13 protein-coding genes and 1 tRNA gene are annotated in these 16,001 nt (G+C 63.1%); 2 read left to right on the top strand and 12 right to left on the bottom strand.

Going from position 1 to position 16,001, the window contains the following annotated elements:
• Nucleotides 1–95: 95 nt before the first annotated feature.
• On the bottom strand, nucleotides 96–500 hold the full coding sequence (locus tag JET14_RS03790; protein WP_200336867.1) for a PAAR-like domain-containing protein: 405 nt from the start codon (nucleotides 498–500) through the stop codon (nucleotides 96–98).
• A gap of 59 nt (nucleotides 501–559) precedes the next feature.
• Between JET14_RS03790 and JET14_RS03785 the strand changes: the two genes are divergently transcribed.
• The gene (locus JET14_RS03785; protein WP_200336866.1) at nucleotides 560–910 is read left to right on the top strand and encodes a hypothetical protein; all 351 of its coding nucleotides are present in this window, start codon (nucleotides 560–562) and stop codon (nucleotides 908–910) included.
• A gap of 215 nt (nucleotides 911–1,125) precedes the next feature.
• Here JET14_RS03785 and JET14_RS03780 read toward each other — a convergent pair.
• Both JET14_RS03780 and JET14_RS03775 read right to left on the bottom strand, forming a co-directional pair.
• Nucleotides 1,126–1,201: transfer RNA gene (locus JET14_RS03780), tRNA-Ala, on the bottom strand.
• A 303-nt stretch (nucleotides 1,202–1,504) separates the two neighbouring features.
• Nucleotides 1,505–1,894, bottom strand: a complete 390-nt coding sequence (locus tag JET14_RS03775; protein WP_200336865.1) for a TIGR02300 family protein — start codon at nucleotides 1,892–1,894, stop codon at nucleotides 1,505–1,507.
• A 250-nt stretch (nucleotides 1,895–2,144) separates the two neighbouring features.
• Between JET14_RS03775 and JET14_RS03770 the strand changes: the two genes are divergently transcribed.
• Nucleotides 2,145–2,735, top strand: a complete 591-nt coding sequence (locus tag JET14_RS03770; RefSeq protein ID WP_432443061.1) for a transglycosylase SLT domain-containing protein — start codon at nucleotides 2,145–2,147, stop codon at nucleotides 2,733–2,735.
• Between the two features lie 17 nt (nucleotides 2,736–2,752).
• On the opposite strand, the gene JET14_RS03765 is transcribed toward JET14_RS03770, so the two are convergent.
• From JET14_RS03765 to JET14_RS03725, 9 genes are all read right to left on the bottom strand, one after another.
• Nucleotides 2,753–3,808: an alginate lyase family protein gene (locus JET14_RS03765; protein WP_200336864.1), complete on the bottom strand. Its 1,056-nt coding sequence runs from the start codon at nucleotides 3,806–3,808 to the stop codon at nucleotides 2,753–2,755.
• Between the two features lie 151 nt (nucleotides 3,809–3,959).
• A complete protein-coding gene (locus JET14_RS03760) occupies nucleotides 3,960–6,728 on the bottom strand; it encodes a tetratricopeptide repeat protein (protein ID WP_200336863.1) in 2,769 nt (922 codons plus the stop codon).
• Nucleotides 6,725–7,969, bottom strand: a complete 1,245-nt coding sequence (locus JET14_RS03755; protein ID WP_200336862.1) for an alginate O-acetyltransferase AlgX-related protein — start codon at nucleotides 7,967–7,969, stop codon at nucleotides 6,725–6,727. The genes JET14_RS03760 and JET14_RS03755 overlap by 4 nt, the downstream gene beginning before the upstream one ends.
• Nucleotides 7,962–8,753 carry a hypothetical protein gene (locus JET14_RS03750; RefSeq protein WP_200336861.1) on the bottom strand — a complete coding sequence of 264 codons (792 nt, stop codon included), beginning with the start codon at nucleotides 8,751–8,753 and terminating at the stop codon, nucleotides 7,962–7,964. Before JET14_RS03750 ends, JET14_RS03755 begins: the two co-directional genes overlap by 8 nt.
• A 1-nt stretch (nucleotide 8,754) precedes the next feature.
• Nucleotides 8,755–10,347 carry a right-handed parallel beta-helix repeat-containing protein gene (locus JET14_RS03745; protein ID WP_200336860.1) on the bottom strand — a complete coding sequence of 531 codons (1,593 nt, stop codon included), beginning with the start codon at nucleotides 10,345–10,347 and terminating at the stop codon, nucleotides 8,755–8,757.
• A complete protein-coding gene (locus JET14_RS03740) occupies nucleotides 10,344–11,762 on the bottom strand; it encodes a mannose-1-phosphate guanylyltransferase (RefSeq protein WP_200336859.1) in 1,419 nt (472 codons plus the stop codon). Before JET14_RS03740 ends, JET14_RS03745 begins: the two co-directional genes overlap by 4 nt.
• Nucleotides 11,759–12,955 carry a hypothetical protein gene (locus tag JET14_RS03735; RefSeq protein WP_200336858.1) on the bottom strand — a complete coding sequence of 399 codons (1,197 nt, stop codon included), beginning with the start codon at nucleotides 12,953–12,955 and terminating at the stop codon, nucleotides 11,759–11,761. Before JET14_RS03735 ends, JET14_RS03740 begins: the two co-directional genes overlap by 4 nt.
• A 10-nt stretch (nucleotides 12,956–12,965) precedes the next feature.
• A complete protein-coding gene (locus JET14_RS03730; protein WP_200336857.1) occupies nucleotides 12,966–14,432 on the bottom strand; it encodes a glycosyltransferase in 1,467 nt (488 codons plus the stop codon).
• A gap of 8 nt (nucleotides 14,433–14,440) precedes the next feature.
• The gene (locus JET14_RS03725; RefSeq protein ID WP_246750505.1) at nucleotides 14,441–15,760 is read right to left on the bottom strand and encodes a nucleotide sugar dehydrogenase; all 1,320 of its coding nucleotides are present in this window, start codon (nucleotides 15,758–15,760) and stop codon (nucleotides 14,441–14,443) included.
• Between the last annotated feature and the right edge of the window lie 241 nt (nucleotides 15,761–16,001).

The following is a 16,001-nucleotide window of genomic DNA, read 5'->3' as shown; positions in this document are numbered from 1 at the left end:
TGTCCGGCTTTCCGTGAAGTCACAATCTTTGCGCATAAGATCAGCGTGAACCGTCAAACGAACCTTTGATGGACAGCAGGATCGAGCCATCGCGCTCACGCATCGTCATAATTCAGCTTGCCGAGCGTGTTCGACGGCCCGTCGGGGCCGGCGCAGTTCATCTCGTAGATGCAATTGTCCTGCAGCACCTGATGGCCCTCGACCAGAAAACTGGACTTGTTTGATTGCGGCCGGCACCAGCCGACGTTGACGCCGGACGACACCCCGCCGCCGGTGCCCGGCTCGTTGCCAGTCACTTTCTGCGTGCGGCTTTCCATGGTGAAGGCCTGATCGCCGCCGAAGCCGGTACTGGAGATCGTCTTCGTGCTCCATTCCAGTTTCGAGACGATCATATAGGGCACCGGCACCATTTTCGGACCGCGAGGCGTCAGGCAAACGCAGGGCGAAAGACAGACGATACTGTTGGCCTTTCCGGTATTGCGGGCTGCACTCCGGCTCATGATGTCTCCTTTCTCAGCGCATGCGGCAGAACCTCGATCGCGGTCACATCATAACCATTATGCTGGCGCAGATGGGGCAGGCCTTTGCCCTTCAGCCAGACCGGCCTGCGAACGAGACCATTCACGAACTCAAGGAGTTGCAGATCGCGCGCACCGCTCTCGTCAAGGACCGGACTCGGCTGCTCAACCGCATCAAGACGCAAGCGCTTTCACTGACGGAGCGGCACTCAAAGGCGCGCCTCGCCCAGATCGAGCGCCAGCTCGCGGCAATCCAGACCGAGATTGAAACACGCCTGCGCGGGGATGACGGCAAGGCCAGAAAGGGCGGTTCCTGCGCGACGCCCTCTATATGCCTGCCCTCGTCGCCATGCGCCTCAACAAGCAGATGCAGGAAAAATACGAGGCGCTGAAAAGCGCCGGAAAACCCGCCAAAGTTGCCCTCACAGCGATCATACGAGAGTTTATCGAACTGGCAAACGCGCTCATCCGCGATGATCGAAAATGGTCACAAAGGCTTGATCAACACCGATGCTCTTAACGCCCAAAAGCTCAAGCCAAGTGACCGAAAAGGTCAAAGCCTGCACAAAAAGGTCAATCTATGTGACATTTTACAAGAACAGGAAATTGGTGGAGCTAAGCGGGATCGAACCGCTGACCTCCTGCATGCCATGCAGGCGCTCTCCCAGCTGAGCTATAGCCCCATTCTCCAGACCGCCTGAGCGGTGCGAAGCGACGTTGTTCGCGTCGGGTGGCGGCTTATTACTGTCGATTTTCGACGGATGCAAGCCTTAAAAAACATTGTCTGAAAAAAACTTGAACCGTCTCCCGCGCAGACACGCGGAGCCGCGTCGAACCGCATGCCTGACGAAAACCGAAGATATATCAAGCTACGGGCCATCGCCTGTTGCGGGCGGGCAAGATACGCCCATAAAAGGAAAAACCGCCGGTTCGTTCGAACCCGCGGCTTTAGATATCGGTCGCGACAACGCTATCGACAGAGAGGGTCAGTTGTCGTCGTCATCATCCGAAACGCCGATGATGTCGGAGACATCGTCATCATCGTCATCATCAGCTTCGAGGAATGTGTCGTCGTCATCGACATCCACGTCATCATCGTCGTCGCCGTCCACATTGGGAATGTTGTCGGAAGGGCTGTCATCGTCGGATGCCGCGATCGTGCCCATTTCGCCGTCGCCGTTTTCCGCGTCGACTTCCGCAACCTCGTTTTCCTCTTCCTCGCTTTCGACAACGGCGATGGAAGCCTCATCCTCAAAATAGCTCAGTGGCCAGGAATTGCCCGAATAGGGCGAAACCACCGGATCCTTGTTGAGGTCGTAGAATTTCTTGCCCGTGTCCGGGCATGTTCTTTTCGTGCCAAGTTCCGCTTTCGCCACGTTCAAACCCTCTCATGTTGCGGTTGAAGGCTGGCTTTCGCCGATCGAAATGCGCAGATCTTTGCGCTTCGTCTTCAGGCGGTCCCCTTATCGTCATGCCGCCCGTCTGTCAAAGACTAAGTTCAAGGAACTTCGCATTCCCGGAAATGCCTGCCCTGCGGGTCTTGCGGGGAGCGGCGGCGAGAAACATTCTCACCGTTAACCATTTTTAAAAACCCTTCCTTAAGGTCCGGCGCGTAGATCATGCCCCATGTCTATTTCGCGCTTGAAGATTGTCTTAGCAGTGCTCTGCCTGGCCGCTCTGGCGGGTTGCTCGACGACCGTCAGCAATGTTGGCAACAGCTGCGCGATATTCGCGCAGAAGAACGGAATATTCGAGAACTGGCGTCGCGATGCGGAACGGGCTTCGCGCGACTACGGCGTTCCCGTTTCCGTGCTGATGGCGACGATCTATGTCGAGTCCTCCTTCGACAGTCATGCCCGTCCGCCGCGCAAGAAAATCCTCGGCTTCATTCCAGGTCCCCGCGCCTCGAGCGCACTCGGCTACTCTCAGGCGCTTGACGGCACCTGGGCGGAATACAAGGCCCGCACCGGCCAGCGCGGTGTCTCCCGAACGGATTTCGGCGATGCGATCTACTTCATCGCTTGGTACCACCACCAGAGCCATCTCCGGAATGGCATCGCCCTCAACGACCCGTACAATCTCTACCTCGCCTATCACTCCGGCCATGCCGGCTACAGCCGCGGCGTGTGGAAAAGCCGGCCGGTGGCAAAAAGCGCCGCCGCCCGCGCCCAGAAGATGACGCAGATCTACGAGGCGCAGTTGCAACGCTGCCGCTGACGGCGCCGAACGGCCCTCTATTGCTCACCGCTCCTTGCTGTTTTCGGCGCAAAGCAGCCCGGCTGCATGGCCGGGTTGTTGCGATAGAGCAAGGTCAGGTCACCGCCAAGTTTGGAATTGGACAAGGGCCTGAGCGGCGCGAGCTTGCGATCAAGGGCCGCATCGCTTTCCAGACTGAGATAGGCCTCAAGGAAGGCGATCGAGAATGGCTCCTGGTTGTTCAGCCCCTGCCTGACCGTCTGCGGCTTGCCGGCAACCAGCGCGACCGCGCCCGGATCGGCAATTCCCTCAAGCGCGAAGGCGACGGCCCTTTCGATCGCCGCCTGCTCGTCTTCGGAATAGGCGTAGTCGCTATGGCAGATCAGCGCGGCCGAAGCCGTCAGCGGGGCCAGCGCGTGAAGCTGGTAGTGGAGCGCATAGGCGCCGCGCCGCATCTCGTAGGGCATGCTGCCGTTTTCATCCACGGTCGCGAGAATGGTGCGCTGGCTGTCGAGCGCCCAGTTGATATAGTCGGGCTCCCGCAGGATCAGCGCCGCTTCCGTCACGGCAAAGGCGGCCCAGAGCCTGAGGTTGCCCATCTTCGCCTTGGGCGGCGCGTCATTGCTCCAGTATTCGGTCAGGAAATCGGCATTCTTCCGCAACCAGGCCTCGATCGCCGTCTTCTCCTCGGAAAGGTCCTCGGTCTTGTCGCGCACCTGCCGGTAGGCGCTGGCAATGCCGCCCACCCGCGAGGCATAGGTCATTCTGGCGTTTTCCGTCTCAAGCGCGCTGAAGGCGCCGGCATTGGCCCAGACGGCGATGCCCGAGATGACGCAATCCGCCCTTGACTTGGCCAGCACCGGATTGACCAGCGCGTCATTGGCGAGCCCGTCCAGCTGCCGGATGAATTCATCGGCATCCTTGAGCGCCAGATCCACTTCCTCGTTGCCCGCCGAATCGAGCTCGGAACGGTCGCTGCTGCTTTCCTCGTAACGGCTGCCATAATCGAGCGTCACGGTCGGGGCGGGAAATACGGGACAGGCCTCGCTGTCGGCATCGGGCGCGGGCGGCTCGGCGGCGGCGGCAAGGATCATAGCGGCGCCTGCGAGAAAGAGGCTGCGACGAAACCTGCGAGGGCTGGAAAATATCCGGTTCGAGAGGCGTCCAAAGCCGGACTGCTCTCGCTCGCTGCTGAATTCGGCCAAATCGAGCTCCCCTTCGGTCGGTGCCATTGGTCAATGATATCTACTGTACGCGCATGATCGAGAGCAAGGTCACCGCCGTCTCGTCTCCCGCGCTTGCGGCGGCCTGCAGCCATTGCCGCGCCTTTTCCGCCGAGGGCTCCACGCCGAGGCCGAAGGCATAGGATTGCGCCAGCATCAGCATCGCCTCGGGGTCGCCGGCGGTCGCCGCGCCGGTGAGCCACTTTGCGGCCTCGTCCGGCGCCGAGCCGTCCTGCATAAGGAGCTTGGAGAGCTCGCGCATGGCGACCGGCTCTCCGGCGATTGCCGCGCCCCGATAGGCGTCCTTGAGATCGAATTTGGCGAGCACATTGTCGAACACGCTCTTCGGTGCGCTCTTCAGCTTTGCCACCACGCTGTAAAGCTCTGCCGGCCCGGCATTTCTCAGCTGGTGAAGCAGCACTTCCTCATGCAGCGCCTCGTCGTAAAACGGCCCGTCGCCGCTCGAGAACCAGTCGAGCAGACGCCAGACCGCCGGTTCGTACCCCTGGCGGAAGGCGGCAACATAAAGATCGTAGGCTTCTTTTCGGTCATCGATCGACCCGAGCGCCAGATAGATGTCGGCAAGCTTGACCTGCTGCCATGCCTGTTCCGGCGACAGCGCCAGCGCCGCGTCGAGCGCATTGAGCGCGTCGTCCGGCCTTCCGGCATCGAGCGCGTAGCGCGCCTTGCGCGCCAGCGCATTGAGGTCGCATGGCATGATGGAAAGCGCGCGGTCATAGTAGAAATTCGCCGTTTCCTCATCCGCCGAACGCGCGGCGGCAAACAGCATCGCCTCGAAGTCGCCGACCCTGGCGATCTCGGCCAGCATGGCGTCGGAAGGCTGGAACTGCTTCTTGCCCGCCGCACGATAGGCATCGTCCAGCCGCCAGAGGCTTGAGCCCTTGACGCTGCCGCCGACCGCCTCGATCAGGGCGGTCGCCTTCTCGAGCGTCTCGTCATCAATAACTTCGTCGGCCGGGACATCGGCCAGATAGATTTCCGCAAGCGCGGTCTTGGCGTAGGGTTCGCCGCCATCGGCAAGGGCCTTCAGCGCATCGAAGATAGCCGTGCGGCTGGCATCGTCCGGTGCGGCCGTATAGGCCGCCTGAAGCACGGAAGCCTCGCCGCCCGCGCTGACGGTCATCATCGCGCGCCAGTGGGCAACGATATTCTGGAACTGCGCGGGCTTGAGTTCGGAGAGGATCGTCGTCAGCCGGCCCGCCGCCTGGCCGCTGCCGCCGAGCGCCGCCGCCTGCAGGCGCGCCAGAGCGTCCGCGATCTCGGGTTTTGCCAGGTCCTCGGCTTCGATATGGTCGGGCAGTTCGGGAAGATTGTCGGGGTCGAGCGCCTGCCAGGGCGCCCACCGGTCCGTGTCGGGACCGTCCGGCGCACGGCACAGAAGCGCGTTTCTCAGATCATCGATGGCGAGCGACTTGCCGTCCTCGGCCACCAGATCCTCGAAAAGGGCGATCGCCTTCTGCCGGTCGGCCTCATCGCCGCGTTGAAGGTAAAGGCGGCCGAGCTGCAGCTTACCCTCCGGGTCGTCTCGTTTTGCCGCCTCCTGAAACAGGTTCTCGCGCGCGCTTTCCTGGGCAAACAGCCCGGATTCGTCCTGCAGCATCGTCCCGAGCCGGGAGAAGGGCCAGCCGGGGGCATCGGGAAAGCGCGCCAGCTTCACCAACCGCTCGCGATATTTCTGCTTGTCCTCTTCCGTGACAATGCCCTGCCTTTCCTGCAGCCTGATCGCGGCGATCAGCCCGTCCTCACTGCCGTCGGCGGCAAGCGCGTCATAGATGCGCATCGCCGCAACCGGATCCTGCGTCAGCAGCCGTCCCTGTTCGTAAAGCGATCCCATGGCAAGGCGCGCCGGAACGATGCCGGCCTCGTAGGCCTGGGTCAGGTATCGCATCAAAAGCGTATCGTCCTGCGCGAGCCCGTCGCCGGAAAGCTGATAGCGCGCGGCCTTCCAGGCCGCCTCCGGATCGCCGAGCTCGGCGGCGAAACGATACCACTCCTCCGCCAGCGCATGATCCTGGGCAATGACCTCGCCCGTTTCGAAAGCCCGGGCGATACGGCGCACGCGCTCGCATATGCCGCTGTCGAGATTGCCGAGGAGCGAGGAAAAGCCGAGGGTGAAGGCAAGCTTGGGCGGCATGTCCCAACCCGGCACGCTCTGCCCCATGGCCGTCCGCTCGGCAAGGTCGAGAACGGCGTTCGGATTGCCGTTATAGGCGGCCTGGAGCTTGCGCTGCAGGCCGCGCTGCTCGTTTTGCGGCACGGCGCGGCCTTCGAGATAGAGATCGCCGAGAAAGTTGACAGTCGCCGCCGAGGCAGCCGGTCCAGTCGCTTCCAGTTCGGCCACGAAACCGGTCTCGCGCAGGTCGGCGAAACGCTCGGCCTTCACATAGAGGGAGATCATGTCGAGCAGATAAGCCGTGCGGTTGTAGTAGGGATCAACCTTGGCCCGGAGGTTATAGGCCTTCTTGATGGTGTCGAAATACTTGTTCGCGTCGATATTGCGCAGCCGCGCCAGTTCAGCGTCGAGATCGCGATATTCGATGCCCGGGGGCAGGCGCTCCCCGTCCCAGGAGGACCATTGCAGTTTCAGCATGTCGTCGGATTTGCGCTGCGCGCAGACCTTGGCCGGCTGGATATCCGGCGGCCTAAAATCGATCGCCGGCTTTTCGGCATAGGCTGTCGAGAGGCCTGCAGCGAAGATCACGGCGCTCAGGAGGCTGGCGATGGCGATGCGGGAAAGCCTGCTGCCGGCGGTGTTGGCATGCTCCGTCATTCGTCCGCTCCGCTTTTGCCGCAGGTCGCGTGTTCGGCCGAGCAGTCACCGGCCGCGTTGGCGGAGAGCGTCAGCCAGGGCAGCGGGCCGAAACGGGCCAGGTTGGCGCCGGCCGGCACTTCCCAGATCAGGAACAGCGGTGGATGGCCCTGGAATTCCTGCGACTTCAGATAGGCGTCGATCGACTGGAACGGATAGGCATCCGCGCTTGCGCGATTGGCCACGTCAAGGCCGGTCGCCTGCTTCAGGAAGCCGTCGAAATGACTCTGGCCGCCGGCGGAAAAGCGCGACCCGACGAGAACCGCAGGCGCGGGCGCGTCGGAGCCCAGCACGTTGAACGGTCTGTCTGCGGCATAGGCCTCCTGGCCCGTCGTCTCGAACCGTTTCTCGCGGACCGCCGGCAGCGGCGCGCTGCAATGGGTCTGCAGCGCCGTGCGCAGGTCGGAGGGGCGCGAGATCTCGTCCTGTTCGGTGGTCTTGAACGTCATCAGGTTCGCCTTGTGGTAGGCCGGGAGCGCCTTGATCTCCGCTGCCATCGCCTCCGCCGCGAGCCGCGCGCCCTCCGGCGTCCACAGGGGATCGACCTTCTGAAACGGCGGCGTCGCCGGATCGGCCTTTCTGAGCGCCGACTGCAGATCAACCGCGACGACATTCGCCGCCTTCAGCCGCGACAAGGCCTGCACATAGATCTCCTCATTGACCGTCTCGTTGTATCCATAAACCCAGGCAGCATCCGGCACATCATCGGGCATGGCCTGGCTCTTGCTGGGGATGGGGACATAGACAAGCACCGTGCCGCGTTGGCGCAGACGCTTGGCCAGGTCGCTGATGCTCTCGACGAGAGCGGGATCGGCGACCTGCTGCATGGCGATATCGTCGATCACCGTGAAGAAGGTCCCGTTCGGGCCTTCGAGCACGGCCGGGTCAAGGCTTTCGAGACCGGTGCAGCCATAAAGCGAACCCGATGCGGCCTCAGACAAGGATGTCTCCTCTGCCGGCTGCTGTTGCGTGGATGGCGCTTGCTCGTCCTGTGCGATCTGTTCGTCGGCGACCGGCTCCTGCGCTGCCGGCTGCTGCGCGGGCGGTTGCTGCGCGGCTTGCGCGGCGGGCGCAGTCTGAGCCTCGGTCATCTGGAACGGCGGCTTCGGCGCGGCCTGGCTTGTCTCCTCCTGCGCCATTGCGCCGCCTGCCACCGCAATGGCCGCGATCAGACCTGCCATCGTCGAACCGGCCTTATTCATCGTCGTCCTCCACTATGGCCGTCCCCGGGTCCGGATAGGAACGCATCAGATTTTCGGCAGCCGTCCGCACGCTCAGATCCGGGCTTTCAAGCGCGATCGCGAGAAATCGCCGGATTTCCATGATCTCCGCCGGATCGCTGGGCTCCTTTGAAGCAAGCCAGAGCGCCGTCCGCAGGGCGAGAACGCTGTCATTGGAACCTGAAGCGCCAGCCTTCATAAGTTCTTCGGCCATATCGGGACGATAGCCGAAAGGCTGTCCCTGGAGATAGAATTTCGACAGGACATCAACCGCGTCCCTGTCGCCCTGGCTTGCCTGCAGCAGCAGCGCCCTTTCGATATTGTCGAGGCGGGCCTGCGGAATGACGGTCTGTCCGTCCTTCAGGATGTCGACGAGCGGATTGATCGCATAGCTGCGTCCCCTGGCAACGGCCACCGCGTAATAGAACGCCGCATCCGCCCTCAGTTCCGGCCGGCCGCTGTCGATGTAGCGCTCCGCCAGCGCATAGGCGGCAAGTCCGTCTCCGGCATTGGCCAGCACCCGAAGCTCCACCGTGGTCACCGGCTGGTCACTGACGAGCTTGTCGCGGATCGCTTTCAGGCCCGGCTGCCGGTCATAGCGCGTGTCAACGGTCGTGACGTGTCGTTGGCCCTCCAGCACGCGCGCGGAGGCGAATGCCGGTATTGAGATTCCCGCCTGCGCCGGCGGGACAAAGGCTGCGCATACGGAGAACGTGAAAAACAGAACGGCAGCCGAATGGCCGATGCTTGTGCGACGCCTCGCCATCTCACTTCAGCTCCTCGAAATGGCAGCCGGTCATGTCGGACAGGCGGAACATGCCGTTGCTGTCGCCCTGGAAGATCAGCGGCGATCCGCCCCGCGCCGACGAGATCTCGAAGACGGCCTCCGGATCATCCTCATGCGCGCGGACCCAGCCAAGGTAACGCGGCGTATCGTACTGAAGCGCGCCGCCGAAAAGGACCGGCAGTTGGTCGGAGAGATTGTTGCCGCTCAGCCGGATCGCGGAGAAGCGCTCGGCCGTGATGCCGACATTGTTGGCGACGAACCGGTTCTGCGTGACCTCGACGCTGTCTGCGGGCGAGATGCTGTCATTGATGGAAATCCCCGCCCCCTGATTGCGCACCAGAAGATTGCCGGCAAGGCGGACGCCGAGGCTTTGGGAAACGTTTATCCCGTCCCGGCGGTTGCGCAGCACGGCGTTGCCGCGGATATCGACGCAGGATCCGCCGGCGACCGCGACGCCCTCATCCTCATTGGCAACGAAGACGTTATCCGCGACGACAAGATGGCCGACGCCGTCGCGACCAAAAAAACCGCGCCCCCCGTTTTCCGCGGAGATATTGCCCGCCACCTCCAGGCCGGTGCTTCCGAGCGCCAGCATGCCATGCATGCCGCTCTTGATAATGACATTGTCCCGGATCGCGCCGCCCTTCAGCTTATCCAGCCTGAGACCGATCCCGCGCGCCTTCTGGATGCGGTTGCGGGAAAAGACGAAATCCTCGATGCCGGTGACCTCCACCGAGCGGACATTGTCGAAAACCGTGTCGCTGACCGTGCCCTGGCTCTTGAGCGACGCAAACGGGCTGGAACCGAAAGCAAGGCCGCTCATCAGCGGCCGCGTGTCGAAACCGAGATTTGAAAACCGGCTTCCCGTGATCGCTGCGCGGCCGCCGCGCGCGGTCAGGATGAAGGGGTGGAAATCAGACAGCCGAGGACGCGCATCGGAGCCCGTGACGGTCGCGTCGGTCACCGTCAAGGTTCCAAGATTGAGGATAAACGCCCCCCGGTCGGTAGCCATCTCCAGCCTATCGCCGGGTCCGATCACGAGCGTTCCGTCTTCCATGATCACCAGCGGAATGTTGAGGCTATAATTTCCGTCAGCGCCAGTGAGGAAATCCTGCCAGCCGCTGCTTTCGAGCGCATCAGGCAAGGCAGAGAGCGTCAGCGACCCGGCCTTGACCACCAGCACCTCGCCGCCCGACGGCGCGGCCGCTTCCATCAGTTCGCGGTGCCCCATGCTGCCGACCTCGAGCGCGACCTGCTGCAGGATCGGCGCGACAAGCGCCTTGCCGACCACGCCCTGTCTTGTGCTGCCCGCAGGCGCTGCGGCCGAGCCTGCCGGTCCGTCTTCGTTCGCTTTGGGACGGTCCTCTCCATGGTTCAGCAACCGATAGGCGGCATCAAGCGGCGCGTCGACGCCGTCCGCCGGATCGGCCTCCAGCGCCTCCATCATTGCGGTGTAGTTGCGGTTGATTACCTCGATACCCTCGCGGTCGAAGGCCCTTGCGGCGCCGGCAAGCGCCGGCACCAGCAGCAGCGCCAGGGCACTGCGCTTCCAAAGGCCGCCGACCACGCTCATTTTGCCTCTCCGCCCGAGACCATGCGCGGGCGCGCCTGAACCGGAACGCCAAGCGGCACAACCGGCGTGACCGCGTGGCGCACCTCGACCAGCCGGGCCGGCTCCCCGCCGCCATTCCGCAGCCTGCAGGCGCTGCCCGCAGCGACCCTGACGGTCTCGCCCGGCCATTTCCGGCCGATCTCGCTGCCGCCTTCCAGTTCAACGGCCCCGGCGCAGACCGTCAGCACGCGATGTTCGTCCTTGAGCGGGGCGAGCGCAACGACTTCGCCGGGGCGAATGTCGAGCGCGTAGACGCCGTAGCCGTCGCCGGAGCGAACCGGCCGTTCAAGCGGCTCAGCCACTTCACCGGCCGCGGTCCCACGCGACTTCAGCGCTTCAAGCACCATACGGACGTCCTGAGTGCGATCCAGCGAGGTCACGAGCAGAGCATCCTCGGTATCGACGATGGCGAGATTGTCGACGCCGACGGTCGCGACCAGACGTCCGGAGGACGCCCGCACATAGGAATTGCTGGTATCGACAGGCACGACATGGCCGGAAAGCACATTGCCGTCCCCGTCCTTGTCGCCGATCTCGTAGAGCGATCGCCAGCTTCCGACGTCGCTCCAGGAAATGGCGGCCGGCGCCAGAAGCACCTTGTCGCTGTGTTCGAACACCACGCTTTCCGTCGCTTCACCATGGGCGCGGCGGAAATGTGCCTCGCAAAGCTCGGTGCGGCCGGGCTTGCGGCCGGCATTGCGGACCGCCTCGCTGACCGCCGCGAATGTGTCCGGATCAAGCCGCTGATATTCCGCCATCAGCACATCGACGCGAAACAGGCTGACGCCCGAAGCCCAGTAGGCATGCCCCTCGGCAATCAGTCTTTCGGCGATCGGCCGCGCCGGCTTCTCGATGAAGTGCGAGACATCCCGCGCGCCAGGATAAAGCGCGCTTGGCCCGCTGTCGACGATATAGCCGTAACCGACCTCCGGGTAGGCCGGCTCGATGCCGAAAAGCACGATCCGGCCGTCGGCGGCGGGCGGGCGCATCTTCAACAGCACGCCGCTGAAATCCCCCTCGATCAGGTGATCGGACGGCAGCACGGCCATCAGCGCGCCGGGATCGCGCTCATTGATCGCGATGGCGCTCGCCAGCACGGCGGGCCCCGTCCGCCTGGCGGTCGGCTCGATCATCAGCTCGGCCGAGCGGCCGATCGCCGCAAGCTGGTCGCGCACCACATCCTCATAGCGCATGCCAACGCTGACATAGGGAGCATGAAAGCCTTCCCCGCCATGGCGCTCCACCGTCGCCTGGAAGAAGGTGAGCGAACTGTCGGGGCCGATCCTGTGAAACTGCTTCGGCGTGTTGAGACGCGAAAGCGGCCAGAGGCGCATGCCAACGCCGCCGCACATGACGAGAGGATAGATCGCACTCATTGCCCGTGCTCCTCGACCGTTCCGGCAAAGGCATTGCCGATCAGCGGCCAGTCATTGGCCCGTTGCGAGAGCGATTGCGCCCGACCCGAGAAAGGCAGCATGGCGCGAATCCTTGTCAGCAGATTGGCGTAGGGTTTGCTGGTAACGGTGAGCGCCACCGTCTTGCCGATGTCGCTGGCACCCAGCGCGCCGCTCGGCGCCGAAAGGCTGACGATGCTGCGCGAGCCGGAGCCGCCCTCTTCCGCCTTCACGTCGACAACGGTCAAGGGCAGCGTCTGTCCGTCCGGCAACCTGGCCTCCGCCTCGGCACCGAAGAGCAGCATTTTCGACAGATCGTCCGGCATCACCACCTTGATCGTCGGGCCGGCGTCGCCGGTTTTCACATAGGCGATCGGGGTGCCCGGAAGCACGGTCGCTCCGACGGTTCCGTTCGACGTCAGCATGATGTCGCAATTGCAGGGGTTGGAGAAATTCAGCACGCCGCCGCGCGCCGATTGCAGCGAGAACACCACCCCGCCCTCCGGCGCCTGGCCGTCGACATAGGCGATCTGCCCCGCCTCCGGCGCCGTCAGCGGCAGGCCGGCAGGCGTCACGGTCGCAAGCCCGGGCACCTTGTGGACGAAGATATGGTAGTGGATCGTCCAGACAGTCAGCGCAATGAGGGCCACGGTGAGCGCGCCGACCCAGAGCAGGCCGAAGACCTTGCGAAACCGCTCCCGGACAGTCGGCGGTCTCGGCGGCTCCAGTTGCTTCGGCTTCTTCTTGTATTCGGGCGGGATGCGCAGCACTTCGTTGATCTGGACGAGATCGCCCGCGAGATAGGCATTCATGAGATAGCGCAGATGCGCCAGATGCGGGCCGGTCGGATCAAGAAACACGAGCTTGTAGGCGCCGCTGCGGCGATCCTCGAGACCGGCGCGGACCTCGATCGGCAATACGATCGAATAGCCGTCGAACTGGAAGCTGAAACGGGCAATCAGATCGCGGCCGGCAAGATCGGCGCCGCCCCAGCCGCCGACATAGGCGGCAACAAGCGATATGCCGACGCCCTCCAGTTCCCGACCGTCGATGAAGACCGAAAACGGCATCCAGATCGAGGGGTGGTCGCTGTCATGGCCGTTGTCGGGCAGGTCGGGCGGCAGACGGATTTCCTGCTCGTTGCCGGCGTCGTCGGTGCGGTTTTCCTCAAGCATTGCCAAGCTCCTAAGCGCCCGAAATATCAACGAGCCAAACCATGCCCAGCACCAGCCATCCTACAGCAAGGGCATGCATATAAAAAGAAAATCGATCGGACGCCAGAATACCTCTCTTGGTATCGGTCTTGGTGGCGGCGGTCTGGCGGGTCCATTTCTGCCGGTCAAGGCGGAAAAGCACATAGGTCTTGACCATGGCGCCCACAAGCTGGCCGAAATACAGCAGAAACGGATAGGTGATGGGAAAGCGGCTCGCCCGGAACGTCGAGATCAACGCGCATGTCACGTAGCGCGACAGCATCACCCAGGAAAGATAGAACAGCAAAACGAAGGGATTGTATACCAAAGTGGCGATCAGCATGCCGCAGGGTCCGGCAAGCGACGTCCACATCGACATGCGCTGGTCGAGGATCGACCACCAGGTGAAATAGCCGATCCGGCTTGCCGGCAGCGCGAGCGCGCGGTTGCTGGTGCGCAGCGTATTGCCGAACCAGCGCCGCATCAGCACGATGGCGGAATCGATGAAGCCGTCGCGCGGCTGGGTTTCGACGGAGACCGTCTTGACGTCCGGCAGATAGCCCATCTTGTAGCCGCGCTGCAAAAGCCAGTACCAGGTCGACTTATCGTCGCCGGTCAGAAAATCGATGCGCCCGAAGCGCCAGTGGTCGATGAAGTCATGCTGGACGCTTTCGATGAAGGTCGGGTCGCTGGCAAGGTCGCCGCGAAAGGCGGACATGCGCCCGGTCAGCGTCAGCACGCGCTCGCTCAGGCCCATGGAGGACATCATCATCTGCCGCTGGGAGAAACGCAGCGCGAACCAGTCCTTGAACAGTCTGCCGCCGGAGGCCTCGGAAACTTCGTCCGTCGTCACCGCGCCCATGATCGGATCGGTGAAGAAGGGAGCCGCCTGCGCCACCACGTCCAGCGGAACGCGGGTGTCGCCGTCCACGAGGAAGATGACGTCCTGCCAGCCGGGATTGAGCCGCGCGATGGTGCGCATCGATGTGGCAAGCGCATCCCGCTTGCCTGTGCCGGGGATCCGGTCGAACTTCAGGCTGACGAGGCCGGACCTGCTCGCCTCAGACAAGGCGAAGATCGCCTTGATCAGCCGGACGTCGCTGGCATCGACGACAGAGGAGACGATTGTCGCGCCCCCTTCCGAACGCGCTGCCGCGTCGAAGATCGAGCGGTAGACCGGCCCCGTGATCGACGGGTCGATCTTGTAGGTGGTGACCAGGAAAAACGCGTGCGCGCGCCATTTCTGCTCCCGGTAGCGCTTCTCCGCGGCCTTGCGCCGGCGCGGAAAGACAAGATGGAGATAAATCTTCGCCCTGATGAAGTTGATGATCGCCCAGGAATAGCGCCAGATGCCGAGCGTGCCGATGGTGAGCGCCAGCCCCGTTGACTGGCCCACGACTTCAGGCGCCGCGAACAGCCCGATATTCAAACACACAAGCAGGTACAGAAGATGATACACAGTCTTTCCTACCAGCAGATTCCTTCATAGGCCGGGCCCGAGACCTTGCCCGGCTCGACGCGCGTCAGATCCACCATCGGCTTCTGCCCCAGGATGGCGGAAAGCGGTCCGACCGCCTCTTCATAGCGATGACCGACGACGATGATATCTGACAGCGCTATCAGGTCTGACATATCCCCGACGAGCTTTTCCGAGAGGTCTTCGATCTTGTCATTGCCTCGGCCGGCGCCGGCCATTCTGTCATCAAATGCCGATTTCACAAAGGGGTCATAGATCCTGATGCCGTATCCGGCGTCGATCAGCCTTCTGGCAAGGGCGGCAAGCGGGCTCTCCCTGAGGTCGTCGGTCGCCGGCTTGAAGCTGACCCCGACCATGCCCACTGTCTTTCCGTCAAACTTCCTGACCAGAGCCTCGGCGCGGGCCACCTGGTTTTCGTTTGCCGCCATGATGCCGTCGAGGAGCGGTGCGCCGACGCCCTTTTCATCCGCCAGAAACCTGAGGGCACGCACATCCTTGGGCAGACAGGACCCGCCGAAGGCGAAGCCCGGCCGCAGGAAATAGGGCGACATCGAAATCTTGTCATCGGAGCAGAGGATCTTCATCACCTTCTGGCCGTCAACGCCGACGCTCTTGGCGATATTGCCGATCTCGTTGGCGAAGGTGATCTTGGCCGCGCGCCAGCTGTTGCTGGTATATTTGATCATCTCGGCCGTCTTCATGTCGACGGCGTGATGCTCCACCGCGAAGGAGGCATTGAAGCCGGCGAGCATGGTCTGCGTCTTCTCGTCCATCGAACCGTAGACGACGAGGCAGGGCTCGAAATAATCCTTGATCGCCGAGCCTTCCCTGAGGAATTCGGGAAAATAGCCGACGCCGAAGGTCTTGCCGGCGACAAGACCGGACGCACGCTCAAGCTCCGGCACGCAGACGGTTTCCATCGTGCCCGGCACCAGCGTGGAACGCATGACGATGCTGTGGAACTCAGGCTTTTCAGCGATCGCCTGACCGATCGCAGTGCAGAGGGCCTTGACCTGGGAAAGGCCGATAGCGCCGTTCGGCTCGCTCGGGGTGCCGACGCAGACGATCGAAACGTCGCTGGAGGCGACGGCCGCGGCGATATCCGTCGTTGCCGAAAGCCGGCCGGCCTTCTGGTTGGAGGCGACGAGTTCGGCGAGCCCTTCCTCGACGATCGGGCTCTTGCCCTCGTTGATCGCCTCGACCTTGGCCGGATCGATATCGACGGCAATCACCTCATGGCCCTGTTCGGCCAGGCAGGCGGCGGATACGGTTCCCGTATAGCCGATGCCGAACACACTTACTCTCACCACATCTACCCCCTTGCGCCCGGGCGCGCGCACCGGGCCTTCAGAAACCCTCCGAAGAGAGCGCTATCATTCCTCGCCGCCTGAATGGCCGCAGGTTGCACCACGCTCAGAGGAAGCAGACGCAACTGCCGGCCGCGGCGTGCCCATGCGGTCCATTTGCCGCCATCGATTATGAACATCGCCTGAAATCCTAAACATATCGTATTCAGCGGGCATTTCGGGGCAACCCGGCCGGCGCAAGGCG

This window comes from Martelella lutilitoris (assembly GCF_016598595.1).
GTDB lineage: Bacteria > Pseudomonadota > Alphaproteobacteria > Rhizobiales > Rhizobiaceae > Martelella > Martelella lutilitoris_A.
Note: the sequence above shows the minus strand (reverse complement) of the source record. Positions and strands in the feature narration are given on the sequence as shown.